The organism is Curtobacterium sp. NPDC090217 (assembly GCF_044746705.1).
Classification (GTDB): Bacteria; Actinomycetota; Actinomycetes; order Actinomycetales; family Microbacteriaceae; genus Curtobacterium.
Map to the genome: position 1 here is coordinate 1 of NZ_JBIVCR010000004.1, position 15,016 is coordinate 15,016.

The following is a 15,016-nucleotide window of genomic DNA, read 5'->3' on the forward strand; positions in this document are numbered from 1 at the left end:
GCCCGCCGCCGGGGGCGGGGGGGGGGGGGGGCGCGGGCGCGGGGCCCCCCCCCCCCCCCCCCCCCCCCCCCCCCCCCCCCCCCCCCCCCCCCGGGGGGGGGGGGCCCCCCCCCCCCCCCCCCCACCCCGCTGTCTGAAAGACTGCACTCATGCGCTTCGCCATCGGCGACACCGACTTCCTGCTCGACGGCGAGCCGCACCGGGTCCTCTCCGGCGCGATCCACTACTTCCGCGTGCACCCCGACCTGTGGGCCGATCGCATCCACAAGGCCCGGCTGATGGGTCTCAACACGGTCGAGACCTACGTCGCGTGGAACGCCCACGAGACCACACCCGGCACCTTCGACTTCACCGGCGGACTCGACCTCGGCCGGTTCCTCGACCTCGTCGCCGCCGAGGGCATGCACGCCATCGTCCGCCCCGGCCCGTACATCTGCGCCGAGTGGACCAACGGCGGCCTGCCGTACTGGCTGTTCACCGACGGCACCGTCGGCGTCCGCCGTGACGAGCCGCAGTTCCTCGCGGCGGTGCAGGACTACCTCGAGGCCCTCGCTCCGGTGCTCGTGCCCCGCCAGATCGACCACGGCGGGCCGATCGTGCTCGTGCAGGTCGAGAACGAGTACGGCGCGTACGGGTCCGACCCCGTCTACCTGACGAAGCTCGAGCAGATGCACCGCGACATCGGGCTCACCGTCCCGTTCACGAGCGTCGACCAGCCGATGGGCACCATGCTCGAGGACGGGTCGCTGCCGTCCCTGCACAAGACCGGCTCGTTCGGGTCCCGCTCGGCGTCGCGCCTGGAACGGCTCCGGCAGGCCCAGCCGACCGGGCCGCTGATGTGCTCCGAGTTCTGGGACGGCTGGTTCGACAGTTGGGGCGAGCACCACCACACGACCTCCGCCGCCGCGAGCGCCGAGGACCTCGACGTGCTCCTCGCCGCGGGCGGCTCGGTGAACATCTACATGTTCCACGGCGGCACGAACTTCGGCTTCACGAACGGCGCGAACGACAAGGGCGTGTACCGGCCGATCGCGACGTCCTACGACTACGACGCCCCGCTCGACGAGGCCGGACGCCCGACGTCGAAGTTCCACGCCTTCCGCGCGGTCATCGAGCGCTACGCGCCCGTCCCGGAGCTGCCGGAGTGGATGCAGCCGGGGGGATCCGGCCTGGAGGCTCGGCGCACCCCCGCCACGGACGTCGCCGTCCGACTCGATCGGTCCACCGCCATGGGGACGCTGCTGCCGCACCTCGCGTCGTGGACGACGCACGACACCCCTCCCACGTTCGACGCACTCGGTGCCGCCTCGGGCTTCGTGCTGTACCGGGCCGAGGTCGACCTGCCAGCCGGCGGTGTGCTCACCGTCGGGGAGGAGGTCCGCGACCGCGTCCTCGTCAGCATCGCCGGTCGTCCGGTCGGTGTCCTGGAACGCGAGCACCACGACCGCGCCATCGCGCTCCCGCCGGGTACCGGGACGCTGGAGCTCCTCGTCGAGGACCAGGGCCGGGTCGACTACGGGCCGCGCATCGGCGAGCCGAAGGGACTGATCGGGGGTGTGCGCATCGACGGTGCCCTCCTGGAACGCTGGACGGCGTCGCCGCTCGCGCTCGACCCGCTCCCGGACGCCGCGCTCGAGGCGCTGCGTGAGAGCGCGCCGACGGACGACCCGCACGTGCTCGCCGGGCCGGTGTTCGCGCACGGGACGTTCGACCTCGCCGGCGCGGGGGACCGGTACCTGTCGCTCCCCGGGTTCCGGAAGGGCGTGGCGTGGGTGAACGGGTTCTGCCTCGGCCGGTACTGGTCCCGCGGCCCGCAGCACACGCTCGCCGTACCAGGGCCCGTGCTGCGTGCCGGGCGGAACGAGGTCGTCGTGTTCGAGTTGCACGCGGCCGCGTCGCGCTCGGTCTGCCTGCGCGTCGAGCCGGAGCTCGGCCACACCGAGGCCTGAGGTCGAATCCCGCGTGGTGAGTCGAATCGCGCGTAGGAGGTCGGTTCTTCCGACGCCCTACGCGCCTTTTGGCTTTCCAGAGCGGGTGTGATGGGACGGATCGCGCGTCAGGGGTCGAATGCGTCGAGTTCGGCGAGTGCCCGTTCGGCGTCCGCGATCCGGTCGGCCTCCTGGCGCTCCCACCACTCCGGCCCGCGTTCACCGAGGCCGTGCTTGGCGATGCCGTTCCGGTGCCGCGCGGCTGCGAGCGCGTCGTCGTCACCGGACCGCTTCGCCTGCTTGACGGCGTTCCGTCCGCGACCCAGATGGGAGCGGAGGGCCGCCGCGACGTCCTCGGGGAGTGCCGGGTCCGTCCGGCGCCAGCGTCGGCCGTCGACGACGAAGAAGTGCTCGTCGGGTTCGCTCACACCCCGAGTCTGCACCGTCGGGGGTCTCCGGTAGACAGGGTGCGATGACCGCTCCCCGTGCACGCCCGCTGCTCGACGTCCGACGGATCTACGCCGAGCCCGCTGCCCTCGAACTGCCCCGTGGCGTCGAGGTGGTCGGCCGCTGGCCCGATGCCGAGATCGTCCCGGTTGCCTCGCACTGGAACATCCCCGAGGTGCACGGCGACGAACGCAACGTCCAGCGCTGGGTGCGCATCAAGACCGAGGCGCTCGTGCTCGGCGTGAAGAAGTCGCTCGTCACCCGTCCGAACGGGCGCTCCGCGGACTTCATCGCCCCGTCGACGGCGAACGGCTGCGCGATGGCGTGCTCGTACTGCTACGTCCCGCGGCGCAAGGGGTACAGCAACCCGGTCACCGTCTTCGCGAACATCGAGCAGATCACGAAGCACGTCGCGCGGCACGTCCACAAGCAGGGGCCGAAGTCCGAGCCGAACCAGTGCGACGCCGACGCGTGGGTCTACGACATCGGTGAGAACAGCGACTGTTCCGTCGACGCCCTGATCGGCGACAACGTGCGGGACCTCTGCGACCTGTTCCGGATGACGCCGACGGCGAAGGCGTCCTTCGCGACGAAGTACGTGAACCGCGAGCTGCTCGACTGGGACCCGATGGGGCGCACCCGGATCCGGTTCTCGCTCATGCCGCACGACACCGCGAAGCTCGTGGACATCCGCACGTCGCCGGTGTCCGAACGGATCCGCGCGGTCGACGACTTCGTCGAGGCCGGGTACGAGGTCCACCTCAACTTCTCGCCGGTCATCGTCACCCCGACGTGGGAGCAGGACTGGGCGGCACTCCTGCGCGAGGTCGACGACGTCTTGTCCCCGCGGGCCAAGGAGCAGCTCGCGGCCGAGGTGATCTTCCTGACCCACAACGAGCAGCTCCACGAGGTCAACCTCGGGTGGCACCCCAAGGGCGAGGAACTCCTGTGGCGCCCGGACCTGCAGGAGTCCAAGGTGTCGCAGAACGGTGCCGTGAACGTCCGCTACCGGTCCGGCACGAAGGCGCAGCTCGTCGAGCGCTTCCGGGAACTCGTCGCCGAGCACCTGCCGTCGTGCCGGATCCGGTACGCGTTCTGACGCGGGTCGGGGTCCCGCGGGCTGGTCAGGGGATCAGTCGGTCGGCGCGGTAGCGGGCGAAGAGGTCCGCGAACGCCCGCTCGGTGCGGCGGTACGCGGTGAACCCGGCCTCGCGGCTCTTGCCCATGTCGGTGACGACCTCCATCGCGCGGCCGAGGTCGGCGTCGGTGTGCCACCACGAGGCGAGTCGCGAGATGTCGGGTTCCACGAGGCCGTGCCGCTCGGCGATGCCCGCCCACGACGACTCGTACGGCGCCATCTGCTGTTCGAGCGGTCGCGGTGCGTCCTCGTAGCCGACGACCCGCGCCGGGTCCACCCCGAGGTGTTCCGCGAGCCGCGGCCACATCCACCGCCACCGGAAGACGTCGCCGTTGACGATGTTGAACGCCTCATCGGCACCAGCGGGATCCGTCGACGCCCAGACCATCTGCTCGGCGAGGACACCAGCGTCGGTCATGTCAGTGAGGCCGTTCCACTGCGCCTCGCTGCCGGGGAACACGAAGTCGAGATCGAGCTCCTTCGCGATGGTCGCCTGGACCGCCAGCGTGAGCCCCATGTTCATCGCGTTGCCGACCGCGTGGCCGATGACGGTGTGCGACCGGTGCACGGACCAGGTGAAGCCCTGCCGCTCGGCCGCTGCGAAGAGTTCGTCCTCTTGCGCGTAGTAGAAGTTCGGGGTGTCGAGCCGTGGCTCCTCCTCGTGGAAGGGCGTGTCGGGCATCGCACCAGCGGCGTAGGCCTCGAACGGGCCGAGGTAGTGCTTCAGCCCGGTGACCAGGGCGACGTGTTCGAGCGGGGCGTGGTCGAGCGCGGCGAGCAGGTCGCGGACCATGCCACCGTTCACCGCGATGTTCTCCGCCTCGGTCGCCTGCCGTTGCCACGCGGTGAAGAACACGTGCGTGGGACGTTCGTCGGCGAGAGCCGCGCGCAGGGTATCCGCGTCACGGAGGTCGGCGGCGACACCGCGGACCCCGTCACGCGTGCCGGCACGTCGGGAGAGCGCGGCGACGTCCCACCCTTCGCGGGTGAGCTGCGCGACGAGGGCGGAGCCGGTGATGCCGCTCGCCCCCACGACGAGTGCGCGGCGATGGTCGGTGGACGGTGTGGTCTCGACGGAAGTCATCAACGTCGCCAACAGCTGTCGGGTTGCCGGTGTTCCCTCATCGCGGACGACGGATCCGGATCGGCCCCTTCGCCGTCGACGGATCCACGACGTTCCCGCCCTGGGTGATCTCGACCTCGCCCCTCGCCACCATGCGACGGGCCGCCCGACGCGCCGGCTCCATGAGGTCGCGCCAGCCGTCCGGGTCGAGGGAGCGGGCCACCTCTGACGGGCAGATGCTCGACGTCCGGGCACGCGCGGCGAGCAGCTCGTCGATGCGTTGCTCGAGCGCGCGGTCGGTGGCGTCGACGCCGTGCTTCCGGCAGGCAGCCGAGCACCACTTCGCCTCGGGTGCTGCTGACGAGGGCATCCGGCGGCCGCATGCGGCGCAGGTCTTCTCCGCCTGTGCCGACTCCACCCGATCGGCGTCCGCCGCGGTCCTGATCGCTCGTCCCATGCCAGCCATCCTCGTCCCCGTGTCCGGTCCCGTACACAGCACAGGTCCGGCTGGCACGATCGTGGCGGTGAGCACCGACACCGTCCCGTCCCTCCCGCCCGAGCCGGCCTGGGTCGCGCACGTCATGTGGTGGCACGTCTACCCGCTCGGCTTCGTCGGAGCGGACGTCCGCCCGGAGACGCCCGTGGCCGACCGCCCCGTTGACCACCGGCTCGACCGGATCACGGCCTGGCTCGACCACGTGGTCGGCCTCGGGATGAACGGACTGCTGCTCGGCCCGGTGTTCCAGAGCTCGACGCACGGCTACGACACCGTGGACCACTTCCGGATCGACCCGAGACTCGGCGACGACGACGACTTCGACCGGCTGGTGTCCGCTGCGCACGAGCGCGGGATCCGGGTCCTGCTCGACGGGGTGTTCAACCACGTGGGACGGGACCACCCCGCCTTCCGGGCGATCGAGGCGGACGGTCCCGCCGCGGAGTCGGCATCGCTGTTCGGGATCGACTGGACCGGGTGGAACCCCGGCGACCCGGTGCCGGTGGGGCTCTTCGAGGGGCACGACATCCTCGTCGCACTCGACCACGGCACCCGCGAGACCGAGGACCTCGTCGTCGAGGTGATGACGCACTGGCTCGGCCGCGGGGTCGACGGGTGGCGGCTCGACGCGGCGTACGCCGTGCCGCCGGAGTTCTGGGCGCGGGTCCTGCCGCGCGTGCGGGAGCGCTTCCCGGAGGCGTGGTTCAGCGGTGAGGTGATCCACGGCGACGCGACGGCGATCGTCCGCGCGTCGACGATGGACTCCACCACGCAGTACGAGCTCTGGCAGGGCATCTGGCACGGCATCGCCGACCGGAACTGCCACGAACTGGCGCACGCACTCGAACGACACGACGCGCTCCTCGAGACCTTCGTCCCGACCACCTTCGTCGGCAACCACGACGTCACGCGCATCGCGAGCGCCGTGGGGGACCGGTTCGTCGGGCACGCCGCTGCGGTCCTGTTCACGGTGGCGGGCACGCCGATCGTCTGGGCGGGCGACGAGTACGGGTGGACCGGGGTCAAGGAGGAACGGGTCGGCGGCGACGATGCCGTCCGCCCGGCGTTCCCCGAGGCCCCGCCGGCACCGGACGCGACGACGCACACGTACGAGGCCCTCATCGCCCTCCGGCGTCGGAACCCCTGGCTGCACCGGGCGCACACCGACGTCGTGCACCTGACCAACACCGCTCTCGTGCTCCGCACGGCGACGGCGGACGCCGTCGTGGTGACCGCCCTGAACCTGTCGGACGACCCCGTCGAGCTGCCCGCGGCCGACGCGACGCGGGTGGAGGCGGGCGGTGGTGCCGTGGCGGACGGGACCGTGCGCCTCCCGTCCGCTGGCTGGGCCGTCCTGACCCGCGCCTGACCCGCACGCCACACCGCGAAAGCGACAGATTCCCGCTGATGTCCAGCGGGAATCTGTCGCTTTCGCGGAAGCGGGGGAGGGCCGCTACTTGCGCGCGGACGCGGCCCGGCGCTTGTTGAACACGTCGAACGCGACGGCGGCGAGCAGCACCAGGCCCTTGATGAGCGACTGGAACTCCGTCCCGACGCCGAGGATCGACATGCCGTTGTTCAGGATCCCGATGATGAGACCACCGACGATGGCGCCGGGCACGGTGCCGATGCCGCCCGTGACCGCCGCGCCACCGATGAACACCGCGGCGATGGCGTCGAGCTCGAAGCCGTTGCCGGCGCTCGGCGACGCCAGGTTGAGCTGCCCGGTGAACACCACGCCCGCGAGCGCCGAGATCACGCCCATGTTGACGAACAGCAGGAAGGTCACGCGCTTCGTCTTCACACCGGACAGCTGCGCGGCGAGGGCGTTGCCGCCGATCGCGTAGATGTGCCGGCCGAACACCGCGCTCCGCATCACGAGCGAGTACACGACGACGAGCACACCGAGGATGACGAGGACGATCGGGGTGCCGTTGTAGCTCGCGAGCAGCAGCGCGACGTACATGACGAGCGCGACGGTGAACACGAGCTTCGTCAGGAACCAGGCGAACGGCTCGTCCTCGAGCTGGTACTTGCGACGGGTCGCCCGACCGCGGAACGCCGTGAGGACGAGGACCGCGGCGGCGACGATGCCGAGGATCATCGTGAGCGGTTCGTAGCCGGAGCTGCCGAACGCCGGCAGGAAGCCGGAGCCGAGGGAGCGGAAGCCCTCGGGGAACGGCGAGATCTGCTGGTTCTGCAGGGCGATCTGGGCGGCACCGCGGAACGCGAGCATGCCGGCGAGCGTGACGATGAACGCGGGGATCCCGAAGTACGCGATCCAGAACCCCTGCCACGCGCCGACGAGGGCGCCGATGACCAGGCAGAGCACGACCGCGACGGGCCACGGCACGTGCCACTGCGTGATCATGACGCCGGCCATCGCCCCGGTGAAGGCGACGACGGACCCGACGGACAGGTCGATGTGGCCGGCGATGATGACCATCACCATGCCGATCGCGAGGATCAGGATGTAGCTGTTCTGGACGATCAGGTTCGAGACGTTGATCGGGGCGAGGGTGATCCCGCCCGTCGTCACCTGGAAGAAGATGACGATGACGATCAGCGCGATGAACAGGCCGATCTGTCGGAGCTGCCCGGTGAGATAGCCGGCGGCGGACTTAAGCGCGTTCATTGACAGGGGTCTCCCGTTCCTGGGTCATGTACTGCATGAGGACCTCTGGCGTCGCCTCCGCGCGGGGGACGTCGGCCGTGATGGTGCCCTCGGAGAGCGTGTAGATGCGGTCGCAGATGCCGAGCAGTTCCGGGAGCTCGGAGGAGATGACGATGATCCCCTTGCCCTGGTCCGCGAGCGCGTTGATGATCGTGTAGATCTCGTACTTCGCGCCGACGTCGATGCCTCGGGTCGGCTCGTCGAGGATGAGCACGTCGGGGTCGGCGTACATCCACTTCGACAGGACGACCTTCTGCTGGTTCCCGCCGGAGAGCTTGCCCGTGACGACGTTGACGTTCGGCGCCTTGATGTTCAGGTTCTTCAGGAACTGCCGGGCGACCGTGGTCTCCTGCGAGCCGTTCACGAAGCCCCACTCGGCGAGCTTGCCGAGCGCGGAGCCGGAGATGTTCCGCTTGATGTCGTCGAGCAGGTTCAGGCCGTAGCGCTTCCGGTCCTCGGTCGCGTAGGCGATGCCGTGGTCGATCGCCTGCGACACCGTGTGGGTTTTGATCGGTTCGCCGCGCTTGTACACGGTGCCGCTGATGCCGGTGCCGTACGAGTGGCCGAACACGCTCATCGCGAGCTCGGTCCGCCCGGCACCCATGAGTCCGGCGATGCCGACGATCTCGCCCTCGCGGACGTTGAGGCTCGCCTGGTGGATGATCTCGCGGGACGCGTCGAGCGGGTGGTGGACGGTCCAGTCCTCGATCCGCAGGAGCTCCTCGCCGACGTGCGACTCGTGCTCCGGGTAGCGGTTCGACAGGTCGCGACCGACCATGCCCCGGATGATCCGGTCCTCGGAGACCTCGCCCCCGTGCATGTCGAGCGTCTCGATCGTCTGGCCGTCGCGGATGATCGTGACCTTGTCCGCGATCGCCTTGATCTCGTTGAGCTTGTGGCTGATGATGATCGCCGTCATGCCCTCGGCCTGCAGCGACCGGATGAGGTCGAGCAGGTGCGCCGAGTCGTCGTCGTTGAGCGCCGCGGTCGGCTCGTCGAGGATGAGCAGCTTCACGCGCTTCGAGAGCGCCTTCGCGATCTCGACGAGCTGCTGCTTGCCGACGCCGATGTCGACGATCTTCGTGACCGGGTTGTCCTTCAGCCCGACGCGCTCCAGGAGCGCGGCGGCCTCGAGGTTCGTCTTGTTCCAGTCGATGAACCCGCCTGACGACCGCTCGTTGCCGAGGAAGATGTTCTCCGCGATCGACAGGAACGGGCTGAGCGCGAGTTCCTGGTGGATGATCACGACGCCCGATGCCTCGGAGTCGTTGATGCTCGAGAACGACACGGGGGACCCGTCGAGCAGGATCTCGCCCTCGAACGTGCCTGCGGGGTAGACCCCGGACAGGACCTTCATGAGCGTGGACTTGCCGGCGCCGTTCTCGCCGCAGATCGCGTGGACCTGGCCGCGCTCGACCTCGATCGAGACCCCCTGCAGGGCCTTGACGCCGGGGAACGTCTTGGTGATGTCACGCATCTCGAGGATGGTGTCCGTCACGTCGACCGCCTTCCGTAGTGCGCGCGGTGCGCGCGAGTGGAGACGGACAGGAGGCTCGGCGCGGTCTGGCACCGAGCCTCCTGTCCGTCAGATGGTCGCTACCTACTTGAGGTCGGCTTCGGAGTAGTACCCCGAGTCCACGAGGACCTTCTGGTAGTTCTCCTTGGTCACCACGGTCGGCTGGAAGAGGAAGGTCGGGACGACCTTCACCTTGTTGTCGTACGTCGTCGTGTCGTTGACCTTCGGCTTCTTGCCGGAGAGCAGGTCCTCGGCCATCGACGCCGACTTCTCGGCGAGCTGGCGGGTGTCCTTGTAGATCGTCGAGTACTGCTGACCGGCGATGATCGACTTCACCGACGCCTGCTCGGCGTCCTGCCCGGTGATGGTCGGGAGCGGACGGTCGGACGTGCCGTAGCCGGCGCCCTGGAGCGCCGAGATGATGCCGATCGACATGCCGTCGTACGGGGAGAGCACGCCGTTCAGCGTGGTGCCGCCCGAGTACGACTTCGCGATGAGGTTCTGCATGCGGGCCTTGGCGGTCGCCGGGTCCCACTGCAGCGTGGCGGCCTGCGTGAACCCGTCCTGGCCGGAGCCGATCTTCAGCGTGCCGTCGTCGAGGTACGGCTTGAGGGTCTTCATCGCGCCGTTGAAGAAGAACGTGGCGTTGTTGTCGTCGGGCGAGCCGGCGAAGACCTCGATGTTGAACGGACCCTTCTCGCCGGTCTTCTTGCCGTCGGCGTCGAGGAGACCGAGGCCGGTCAGCAGCGAGTTCGCCTGGTCGACACCGACCTTCTCGTTGTCGAACGACACGTAGTAGTCGACGTTCTTGTTGCCGGTGAGCAGGCGGTCGTAGGAGATCACCTTGATGCCGGCCTTCGCGGCGGCGTCGAGCTGGTCGGAGAGCGACCCGCCGTCGATGGACGCGACGATGAGGACCTTCGCGCCCTTCGTGATCATGTTGCTGACCTGCTGGACCTGCTGCGGGATCTTGTTGTCCGCGTACTCGAGGTCGACCTTGTAGCCGGCCTTCTCCAGGTCGGCCTTGACGGCGTTCCCGTCCTTGATCCAGCGCTCGGAAACCTTGGTCGGCATGGCGACGCCGACGAGGGCGCCCTTGTTGTCGCTGCTGCTGCCCCCGCCGTCGGTGGAGGCGCGTCCGCCGGCCGAACAACCGGCCAGGGCGATGGCGATGCCGAGGGCTGCGACGCCCGCGACGATCCTGCGCTTCATCATCGAAGTACCTCTTGTTCCTCTCGCGTCGTCCTCGACGCGCTCGGTGTGCCACACGGCTGCACTGCCGGTGTCTGCTCTGAGTGAGCGCTCACATACTGGGCGTTGTGTACCGCCCTGTCAACTCCTCGTGACCGATTCGCGATGTGGTCGTGATCGCCGCGCTGCGCGGTACGGTGTCCGGGTGACGACCACCACGGCCGCGAGCGGCAAGGGGCGCAAGGCCCCGACGATCTTCGACGTCGCCGAGCGCGCAGGGGTCTCACACCAGACCGTCTCCCGGGTGATCAACGGCGATCCGACCGTCCGCGACGGCTTCCGGTCCCGTGTGACCACGGCCATCGCCGAGCTCGGGTACCGCCCGCGTGCTGCGGCTCGCGCGCTCGCCGGCGGGCGCAGCAAGGCCCTCGGACTGGTGACGGCCGGCGACGCGCTCTACGGACCGTCGAGCACCGCGATCGGCTTCGAGCGGGCGGCCCGGCACGCCGGGTACCACGTGCTGCTCTCGACCCTGCCGGAGGACCCACGGCCGTCCGACCTGTCGGGGGCGCTCGCGACGCTCCTGGCGCAGGACGTCGCCGCGATCGTGCTCGTCGCCGCCGACAACCGGGTGCTCGACGCCCTCGCGTCGCTGGCCGTCCCGGTCCCGGTGCCGGTCGTCGTGTCCAACGCCGTCCAGCGTGACGCGCCGACGGTCGGCCCCCTGACCGCTGCCGTCGCCGCGGTCGCGATCGACCAGGTCGCCGGTGCCTCGATGGCGATGCAGCACCTGTTCGACCGGGGACACCGACGGATCGTGCACATCACCGGACCGACCGTCTCGCAAGAGGCCCAGGTGCGCCGCGCGACCTACGTGCGCCTGATGGAGTCGGCCGGTCTCGACCCGGTCGTCCTCGACGGCGACTGGACCCCGGCGAGCGGGTTCGCGGCCGCGCGGTCCCTCGACACAACGGCCGTCGACGCGGTGTTCTGCGGCAACGACCAGATGGCGCTCGGGGTCCTGCACGCGTTCGCCGACGACGGGCTCCGGGTGCCGGACGACATCGCCGTCGTTGGCTTCGACGACATCCCGGAGGCGGCACACTTCACGCCGCCGCTGACCACCGTGCGGCAGGACTTCCGGGCGATGGGGGAGCAGGTGCTGGCGACCGTCAGGTCCCTGGTGGAGGGCGAGCCGCTCGACGAGATCCTGCTCCAGCCGTCGCTCGTGGTGCGCCGGAGTGCCTGAGCGGCCCTGGACAGCGCTGCGCGGCCCGGCGCTGCGGCGCGTGCTCAGCCCTTGAGCGCTCCCGACGACAGGCCGGCGACGTAGAACCGCTGCAGGCCGACGTAGAGCGCGATGCACGGGATCATCGCCACGACCGACCCCGCCACGAGGTTGCCGTACGACACCTGCCCGTAGGCACCCGTCTGCAGGTTGAGCAGTGCGACGGGCAGCGTGTACAGCGAGTCCTTGGTGAGGAACGTCAGCGCACCGAGGAACTCCGTCCACGACGCCAGGAACGCGTACAGCGCCGCGGTCGCCGCCCCGGGGAGGAGCAGTGGACGGAGCACCGACACGACGACCCGGAAGCGGGACGCCCCGTCGACGAACGCGGAGTCCTCGAGGTCCGGCGGGATCGACTCGAACGCGTTGCGCATCACGAAGACCCCGAACGGCAGGTTCACCGTCGTGTAGAACAGCACCAGCCCGAGCAGCGAGTTGGTCAGCCCCATCGCGTTCATCTCGAGGTACAGCGGCGTCAGGATGGCCTGGAACGGCACCATCATCGTCAGGAGCACCAGGCCGAACACCAGGCCGGACCCGCGGAACCGGAAGCGTGCGAACCCGTAGCCTGCCATCGTCGCGAGCACCGCGGTCAGCACGGCCGTGCACACCGACACGATCACCGAGTTCAGCAGGCCGGTCAGCAGGTGGGACGACGACCCGAACACGGCCGCGAAGTTCTCCCAACCGAGCCGGAAGAACGTGGCGGGGTCTGGGGCCGAGGTGATCACGGCCTCGGACTGGAACGCCCGGAGGATCGACCAGATGAGCGGGACACCGAACACCAGTGCGGAGCCGATGCCCGCGATGGCGTAGAGCGTGCGCTTCACCGCGGTGTCGCGGGGGTGCTGCACGCTGCCCTGGTGGTGTCGACGGCGTCCGCCGGGGGTCGTGGTCAGCGTGCGGGTCGACAGGTCGGGACCGGGAGCGGCCGCACGGGTGGTTGTGGTGCTCATGGCGTCAGTCCTTCTCTCGGAGTGCCCAGAACTGGAACAGCGTGACGGCCGCGATGACGACCACCAGCGCGATCGACTCCGCGGTCGCGGCGCCGAGCTGCAGGTTCACGAACCCGCGGTTGTAGATGGCGTTGACGATGGTCGTGGTCTCGGTGCCGGGGCCGCCCTGCGTCAGGATGTAGAACTGGTTGAACGCGAGCAGCGACCCGATGACCGAGATGATCACGCTCAGCGCGACCGTCGGCCGGATCATCGGGAACGTGATCATCCGTTCGGTCTGCCACCACGACGCGCCCTCGAGCTGCGCCGACTCGTAGACCTCGTCCGGGACGCCCTGCATCGCCGACATCAGCAGCACCATCGTCAGGCCGGAGACCGCCCAGACGACGAGCACGCAGATGAGCACCGTCGCGAGCGGGCCGTTCACCAGCCAGGCGGTCGTGCCGTCGGTGACGTGCAGCCAGCGCAGGACCATGTTGACGGCGCCGGAGGTCGGCTGCGCCTCGAGCACGAGCATGAAGCTCAGGGTCGTCAGCCCCACCACGTACGGCAGGAAGAACACCGTCCGCAGCACCGTCGAGCCACGTCGCCGTGCGCGGACGAGCACCGCGAGGAAGTACCCGAGCACCAGGATCGGCACGGTGACGATCGCCGTGTACAGCAGCGTGTAGCCGATCGCGTGCACGAACGTCGGGTCCTGGAACAGCGTCGCGTAGTTCTGCAGGCCGATGAACCGGTACGGACCGATCAGCGGCCAGTTCGTGAACGAGATGTAGAGCGCGAAGAGCAGTGGTGCCAGCACGAACACGGCGACGAACGCGATCGCCGGCGTGACGAGCAGCGCGCCCGTGCGTGGCGGGTGGGTGAGCGAGTTCCGGGACGGGGCACGGCCCCGGCCGATCGGGCGGCGTCCGACGGACGAACGCCGAGCGGAGATGGTCGACATGGCATGCACCTCACTGTGCAGAGCGGAGCAGGACGGAGCGGAACAGGACGGAGCAGGGGCGGTCAGGCCTGGACCTGGTCGAGGATGCGCTGGTAGTCGGACTGCGCGGTCCGCATCGCAGCCGAGACGCCGGCGCCGAACACGGCTTCGCGGAACATCGCGAAGTACGGCGACGACGGCTGGTTGACGAGCAGGTTGTAGGCGAGGGTCTGCGGTGCGTAGCCCTTGTCGATGGCGTCGAGCGGACCGTACGCCAGCGGGAACTGCTTCCGGTACGCGGGCGTCGCGGCGTCCGCCCTGGTGGGGAAGTACCCGCCGTTCGGCAGCAGCTGCTGCTGCTCGAGCGAGTTCGCGTACTGCATGAACGCCCAGCCGCCCGACGGGTTCGCGGCGCCGTTCGGGATGCACATGTTGTCGCCGCCGTCGAAGAACGACCGCCGGCCGTCGGCGCTCGGGATGAGCACCGTCTGCATCTTCGCGCGCATCGCCTTCGTCGCCGCTGGCACGGCCGCACCGTACGAGGTCGGCATGATCCCGACCTTGCCCGCCCGGAAGTCAGCGCCCCACGTCGTGCCCGCGTCGGAGTACGTCGCGCGGCTGAGCACGCCGTCCTTCCAGAGCTGCCGGTAGAACTCGAGCATCTGCTCGAGGGCGGTGTTGCCCGTGATGTTCGCCTGCTGCTTCCCGACCTCGCCGGACATCATGTCGACGCCGGTGGCCCAGACGTGCGGCTGCGTGACGAACCCGATGATCCCGGCGGCGTTGCCGGAGATCGTCCACCCGTAGACGTCGTCGCCGAGCTTCCGGAGGCGCTTCGCCGCATCGAGCAGGGTGGCGAGGTCCTTCGTGGACTCCTCGACGTCGAGCCCGGCGCGGTCGAACAGCTCGGTGTTCACGAACAGCTGCGAGTTGTCCGCCAGGTACGGCAGTCCGTAGAGCCGGTCGCGGTACTCCAGCAGGCGGAGGTGCCCGGTCGAGAGCTCGTCGTAGTAGTCGAGGCCCTTGACGACGTCGGTCAGGTCGGCGAACGCCTCGCGGAAGATGAACAGCTGCGAGTTGATGTCGTCGAGGTCGACGACGTCCGGCGGTTCGCCGCCGCGGATGGCGGTCGCGAGCTTCGTCACGTACTGGCCGTCCGGCACCGGGGTCAGTTCGACCTGCAGGTCCGGGTGGCTCTTGTTGAAGCCGGCGACCGCGCTGGTCAGGCCGGCCTGGGTCGCGGCTCGACACCAGACGTGGACGGTGCCCGTCGCCTTCTGGCCGAAGCCGGCGACCTGGGCGTCGACCTTGGGCAGGGTGCCGGAGCACCCAGCCAGGGCGAGTGCGGCCCCGCCGGCGAGGCCGCCGACGAGGAACCCTCTGCGGTCCACGAC

General features: G+C 69.7%; 13 protein-coding genes. 4 read left to right on the top strand and 9 right to left on the bottom strand.

Annotated features, from left to right (window positions below; translation table 11 throughout):
* Positions 1-149 precede the first annotated feature (149 nt).
* On the top strand, positions 150-1,949 hold the full coding sequence (locus ACIPJ2_RS14205) for a beta-galactosidase family protein (protein ID WP_402729352.1): 1,800 nt from the start codon (positions 150-152) through the stop codon (positions 1,947-1,949).
* Positions 1,950-2,056: 107 nt separating this feature from the next.
* Here the strand turns inward: ACIPJ2_RS14205 and ACIPJ2_RS14210 are convergent, their stop codons facing one another.
* Entirely contained in the window at positions 2,057-2,356 is a 300-nt protein-coding gene (locus tag ACIPJ2_RS14210; RefSeq protein ID WP_402729353.1) for a biopolymer transporter Tol, read from the bottom strand.
* 44 nt (positions 2,357-2,400) lie between these two features.
* Here ACIPJ2_RS14210 and ACIPJ2_RS14215 point away from each other — a divergent pair, with 44 nt between their 5' ends.
* A complete protein-coding gene (locus ACIPJ2_RS14215; RefSeq protein WP_402729354.1) occupies positions 2,401-3,474 on the top strand; it encodes a spore photoproduct lyase family protein in 1,074 nt (357 codons plus the stop codon).
* Positions 3,475-3,499: 25 nt separating this feature from the next.
* On the opposite strand, the gene ACIPJ2_RS14220 is transcribed toward ACIPJ2_RS14215, so the two are convergent.
* Together ACIPJ2_RS14220 and ACIPJ2_RS14225 are read right to left on the bottom strand one after the other, a co-directional pair.
* On the bottom strand, positions 3,500-4,597 hold the full coding sequence (locus ACIPJ2_RS14220) for an SDR family oxidoreductase (RefSeq protein WP_402729355.1): 1,098 nt from the start codon (positions 4,595-4,597) through the stop codon (positions 3,500-3,502).
* A gap of 37 nt (positions 4,598-4,634) precedes the next feature.
* On the bottom strand, positions 4,635-5,033 hold the full coding sequence (locus tag ACIPJ2_RS14225) for a DUF3253 domain-containing protein (RefSeq protein ID WP_402729356.1): 399 nt from the start codon (positions 5,031-5,033) through the stop codon (positions 4,635-4,637).
* 67 nt (positions 5,034-5,100) lie between these two features.
* On the opposite strand from ACIPJ2_RS14225, the gene ACIPJ2_RS14230 reads away from it, so the two are divergent.
* A complete protein-coding gene (locus tag ACIPJ2_RS14230) occupies positions 5,101-6,441 on the top strand; it encodes an alpha-amylase family glycosyl hydrolase (RefSeq protein WP_402729357.1) in 1,341 nt (446 codons plus the stop codon).
* An 84-nt stretch (positions 6,442-6,525) separates the two neighbouring features.
* Here ACIPJ2_RS14230 and mmsB read toward each other — a convergent pair whose 3' ends face one another.
* The 3 genes from mmsB to chvE all read right to left on the bottom strand — a co-directional run bounded on the left by mmsB (position 6,526) and on the right by chvE (position 10,477).
* Positions 6,526-7,707, bottom strand: coding sequence for a multiple monosaccharide ABC transporter permease (mmsB, locus tag ACIPJ2_RS14235; protein ID WP_402729358.1), 1,182 nt, complete (start codon positions 7,705-7,707; stop codon positions 6,526-6,528).
* Positions 7,694-9,223: a multiple monosaccharide ABC transporter ATP-binding protein gene (mmsA, locus tag ACIPJ2_RS14240; RefSeq protein ID WP_402729710.1), complete on the bottom strand. Its 1,530-nt coding sequence runs from the start codon at positions 9,221-9,223 to the stop codon at positions 7,694-7,696. The genes mmsB and mmsA overlap by 14 nt, the downstream gene beginning before the upstream one ends.
* A 123-nt stretch (positions 9,224-9,346) precedes the next feature.
* A complete protein-coding gene (chvE, locus tag ACIPJ2_RS14245) occupies positions 9,347-10,477 on the bottom strand; it encodes a multiple monosaccharide ABC transporter substrate-binding protein (RefSeq protein ID WP_281265378.1) in 1,131 nt (376 codons plus the stop codon).
* A gap of 181 nt (positions 10,478-10,658) precedes the next feature.
* On the opposite strand from chvE, the gene ACIPJ2_RS14250 reads away from it, so the two are divergent.
* The gene (locus tag ACIPJ2_RS14250) at positions 10,659-11,702 is read left to right on the top strand and encodes a substrate-binding domain-containing protein (protein ID WP_402729359.1); all 1,044 of its coding nucleotides are present in this window, start codon (positions 10,659-10,661) and stop codon (positions 11,700-11,702) included.
* A 44-nt stretch (positions 11,703-11,746) separates the two neighbouring features.
* Here ACIPJ2_RS14250 and ACIPJ2_RS14255 read toward each other — a convergent pair whose 3' ends face one another.
* The 3 genes from ACIPJ2_RS14255 to ACIPJ2_RS14265 all read right to left on the bottom strand — a co-directional run bounded on the left by ACIPJ2_RS14255 (position 11,747) and on the right by ACIPJ2_RS14265 (position 15,013).
* Positions 11,747-12,697 (bottom strand): carbohydrate ABC transporter permease, encoded by a 951-nt coding sequence (locus tag ACIPJ2_RS14255; RefSeq protein ID WP_402729360.1) that lies wholly within the window; start codon positions 12,695-12,697, stop codon positions 11,747-11,749.
* A gap of 4 nt (positions 12,698-12,701) precedes the next feature.
* Complete coding sequence (locus ACIPJ2_RS14260; protein WP_402729361.1) at positions 12,702-13,643, bottom strand: carbohydrate ABC transporter permease; 942 nt, start codon at positions 13,641-13,643, stop codon at positions 12,702-12,704.
* A 62-nt stretch (positions 13,644-13,705) separates the two neighbouring features.
* Positions 13,706-15,013 carry an ABC transporter substrate-binding protein gene (locus tag ACIPJ2_RS14265; RefSeq protein WP_402729362.1) on the bottom strand — a complete coding sequence of 436 codons (1,308 nt, stop codon included), beginning with the start codon at positions 15,011-15,013 and terminating at the stop codon, positions 13,706-13,708.
* Between the last annotated feature and the right edge of the window lie 3 nt (positions 15,014-15,016).

Excerpts from the sequence above, each read along its gene's own strand:
- ACIPJ2_RS14205 (WP_402729352.1), top strand. The coding sequence starts at position 150 with ATGCGCTTCGCCATCGGCGACACCGACTTCCTGCTCGACGGCGAGCCG.
- ACIPJ2_RS14215 (WP_402729354.1), top strand. The coding sequence starts at position 2,401 with ATGACCGCTCCCCGTGCACGCCCGCTGCTCGACGTCCGACGGATCTAC.
- ACIPJ2_RS14220 (WP_402729355.1), bottom strand. The coding sequence starts at position 4,597 with ATGACTTCCGTCGAGACCACACCGTCCACCGACCATCGCCGCGCACTC.
- ACIPJ2_RS14225 (WP_402729356.1), bottom strand. The coding sequence starts at position 5,033 with ATGGGACGAGCGATCAGGACCGCGGCGGACGCCGATCGGGTGGAGTCG.
- mmsB (WP_402729358.1), bottom strand. The coding sequence starts at position 7,707 with ATGAACGCGCTTAAGTCCGCCGCCGGCTATCTCACCGGGCAGCTCCGA.
- mmsA (WP_402729710.1), bottom strand. The coding sequence starts at position 9,223 with ATGCGTGACATCACCAAGACGTTCCCCGGCGTCAAGGCCCTGCAGGGG.
- chvE (WP_281265378.1), bottom strand. The coding sequence starts at position 10,477 with ATGATGAAGCGCAGGATCGTCGCGGGCGTCGCAGCCCTCGGCATCGCC.
- ACIPJ2_RS14255 (WP_402729360.1), bottom strand. The coding sequence starts at position 12,697 with ATGAGCACCACAACCACCCGTGCGGCCGCTCCCGGTCCCGACCTGTCG.
- ACIPJ2_RS14260 (WP_402729361.1), bottom strand. The coding sequence starts at position 13,643 with ATGTCGACCATCTCCGCTCGGCGTTCGTCCGTCGGACGCCGCCCGATC.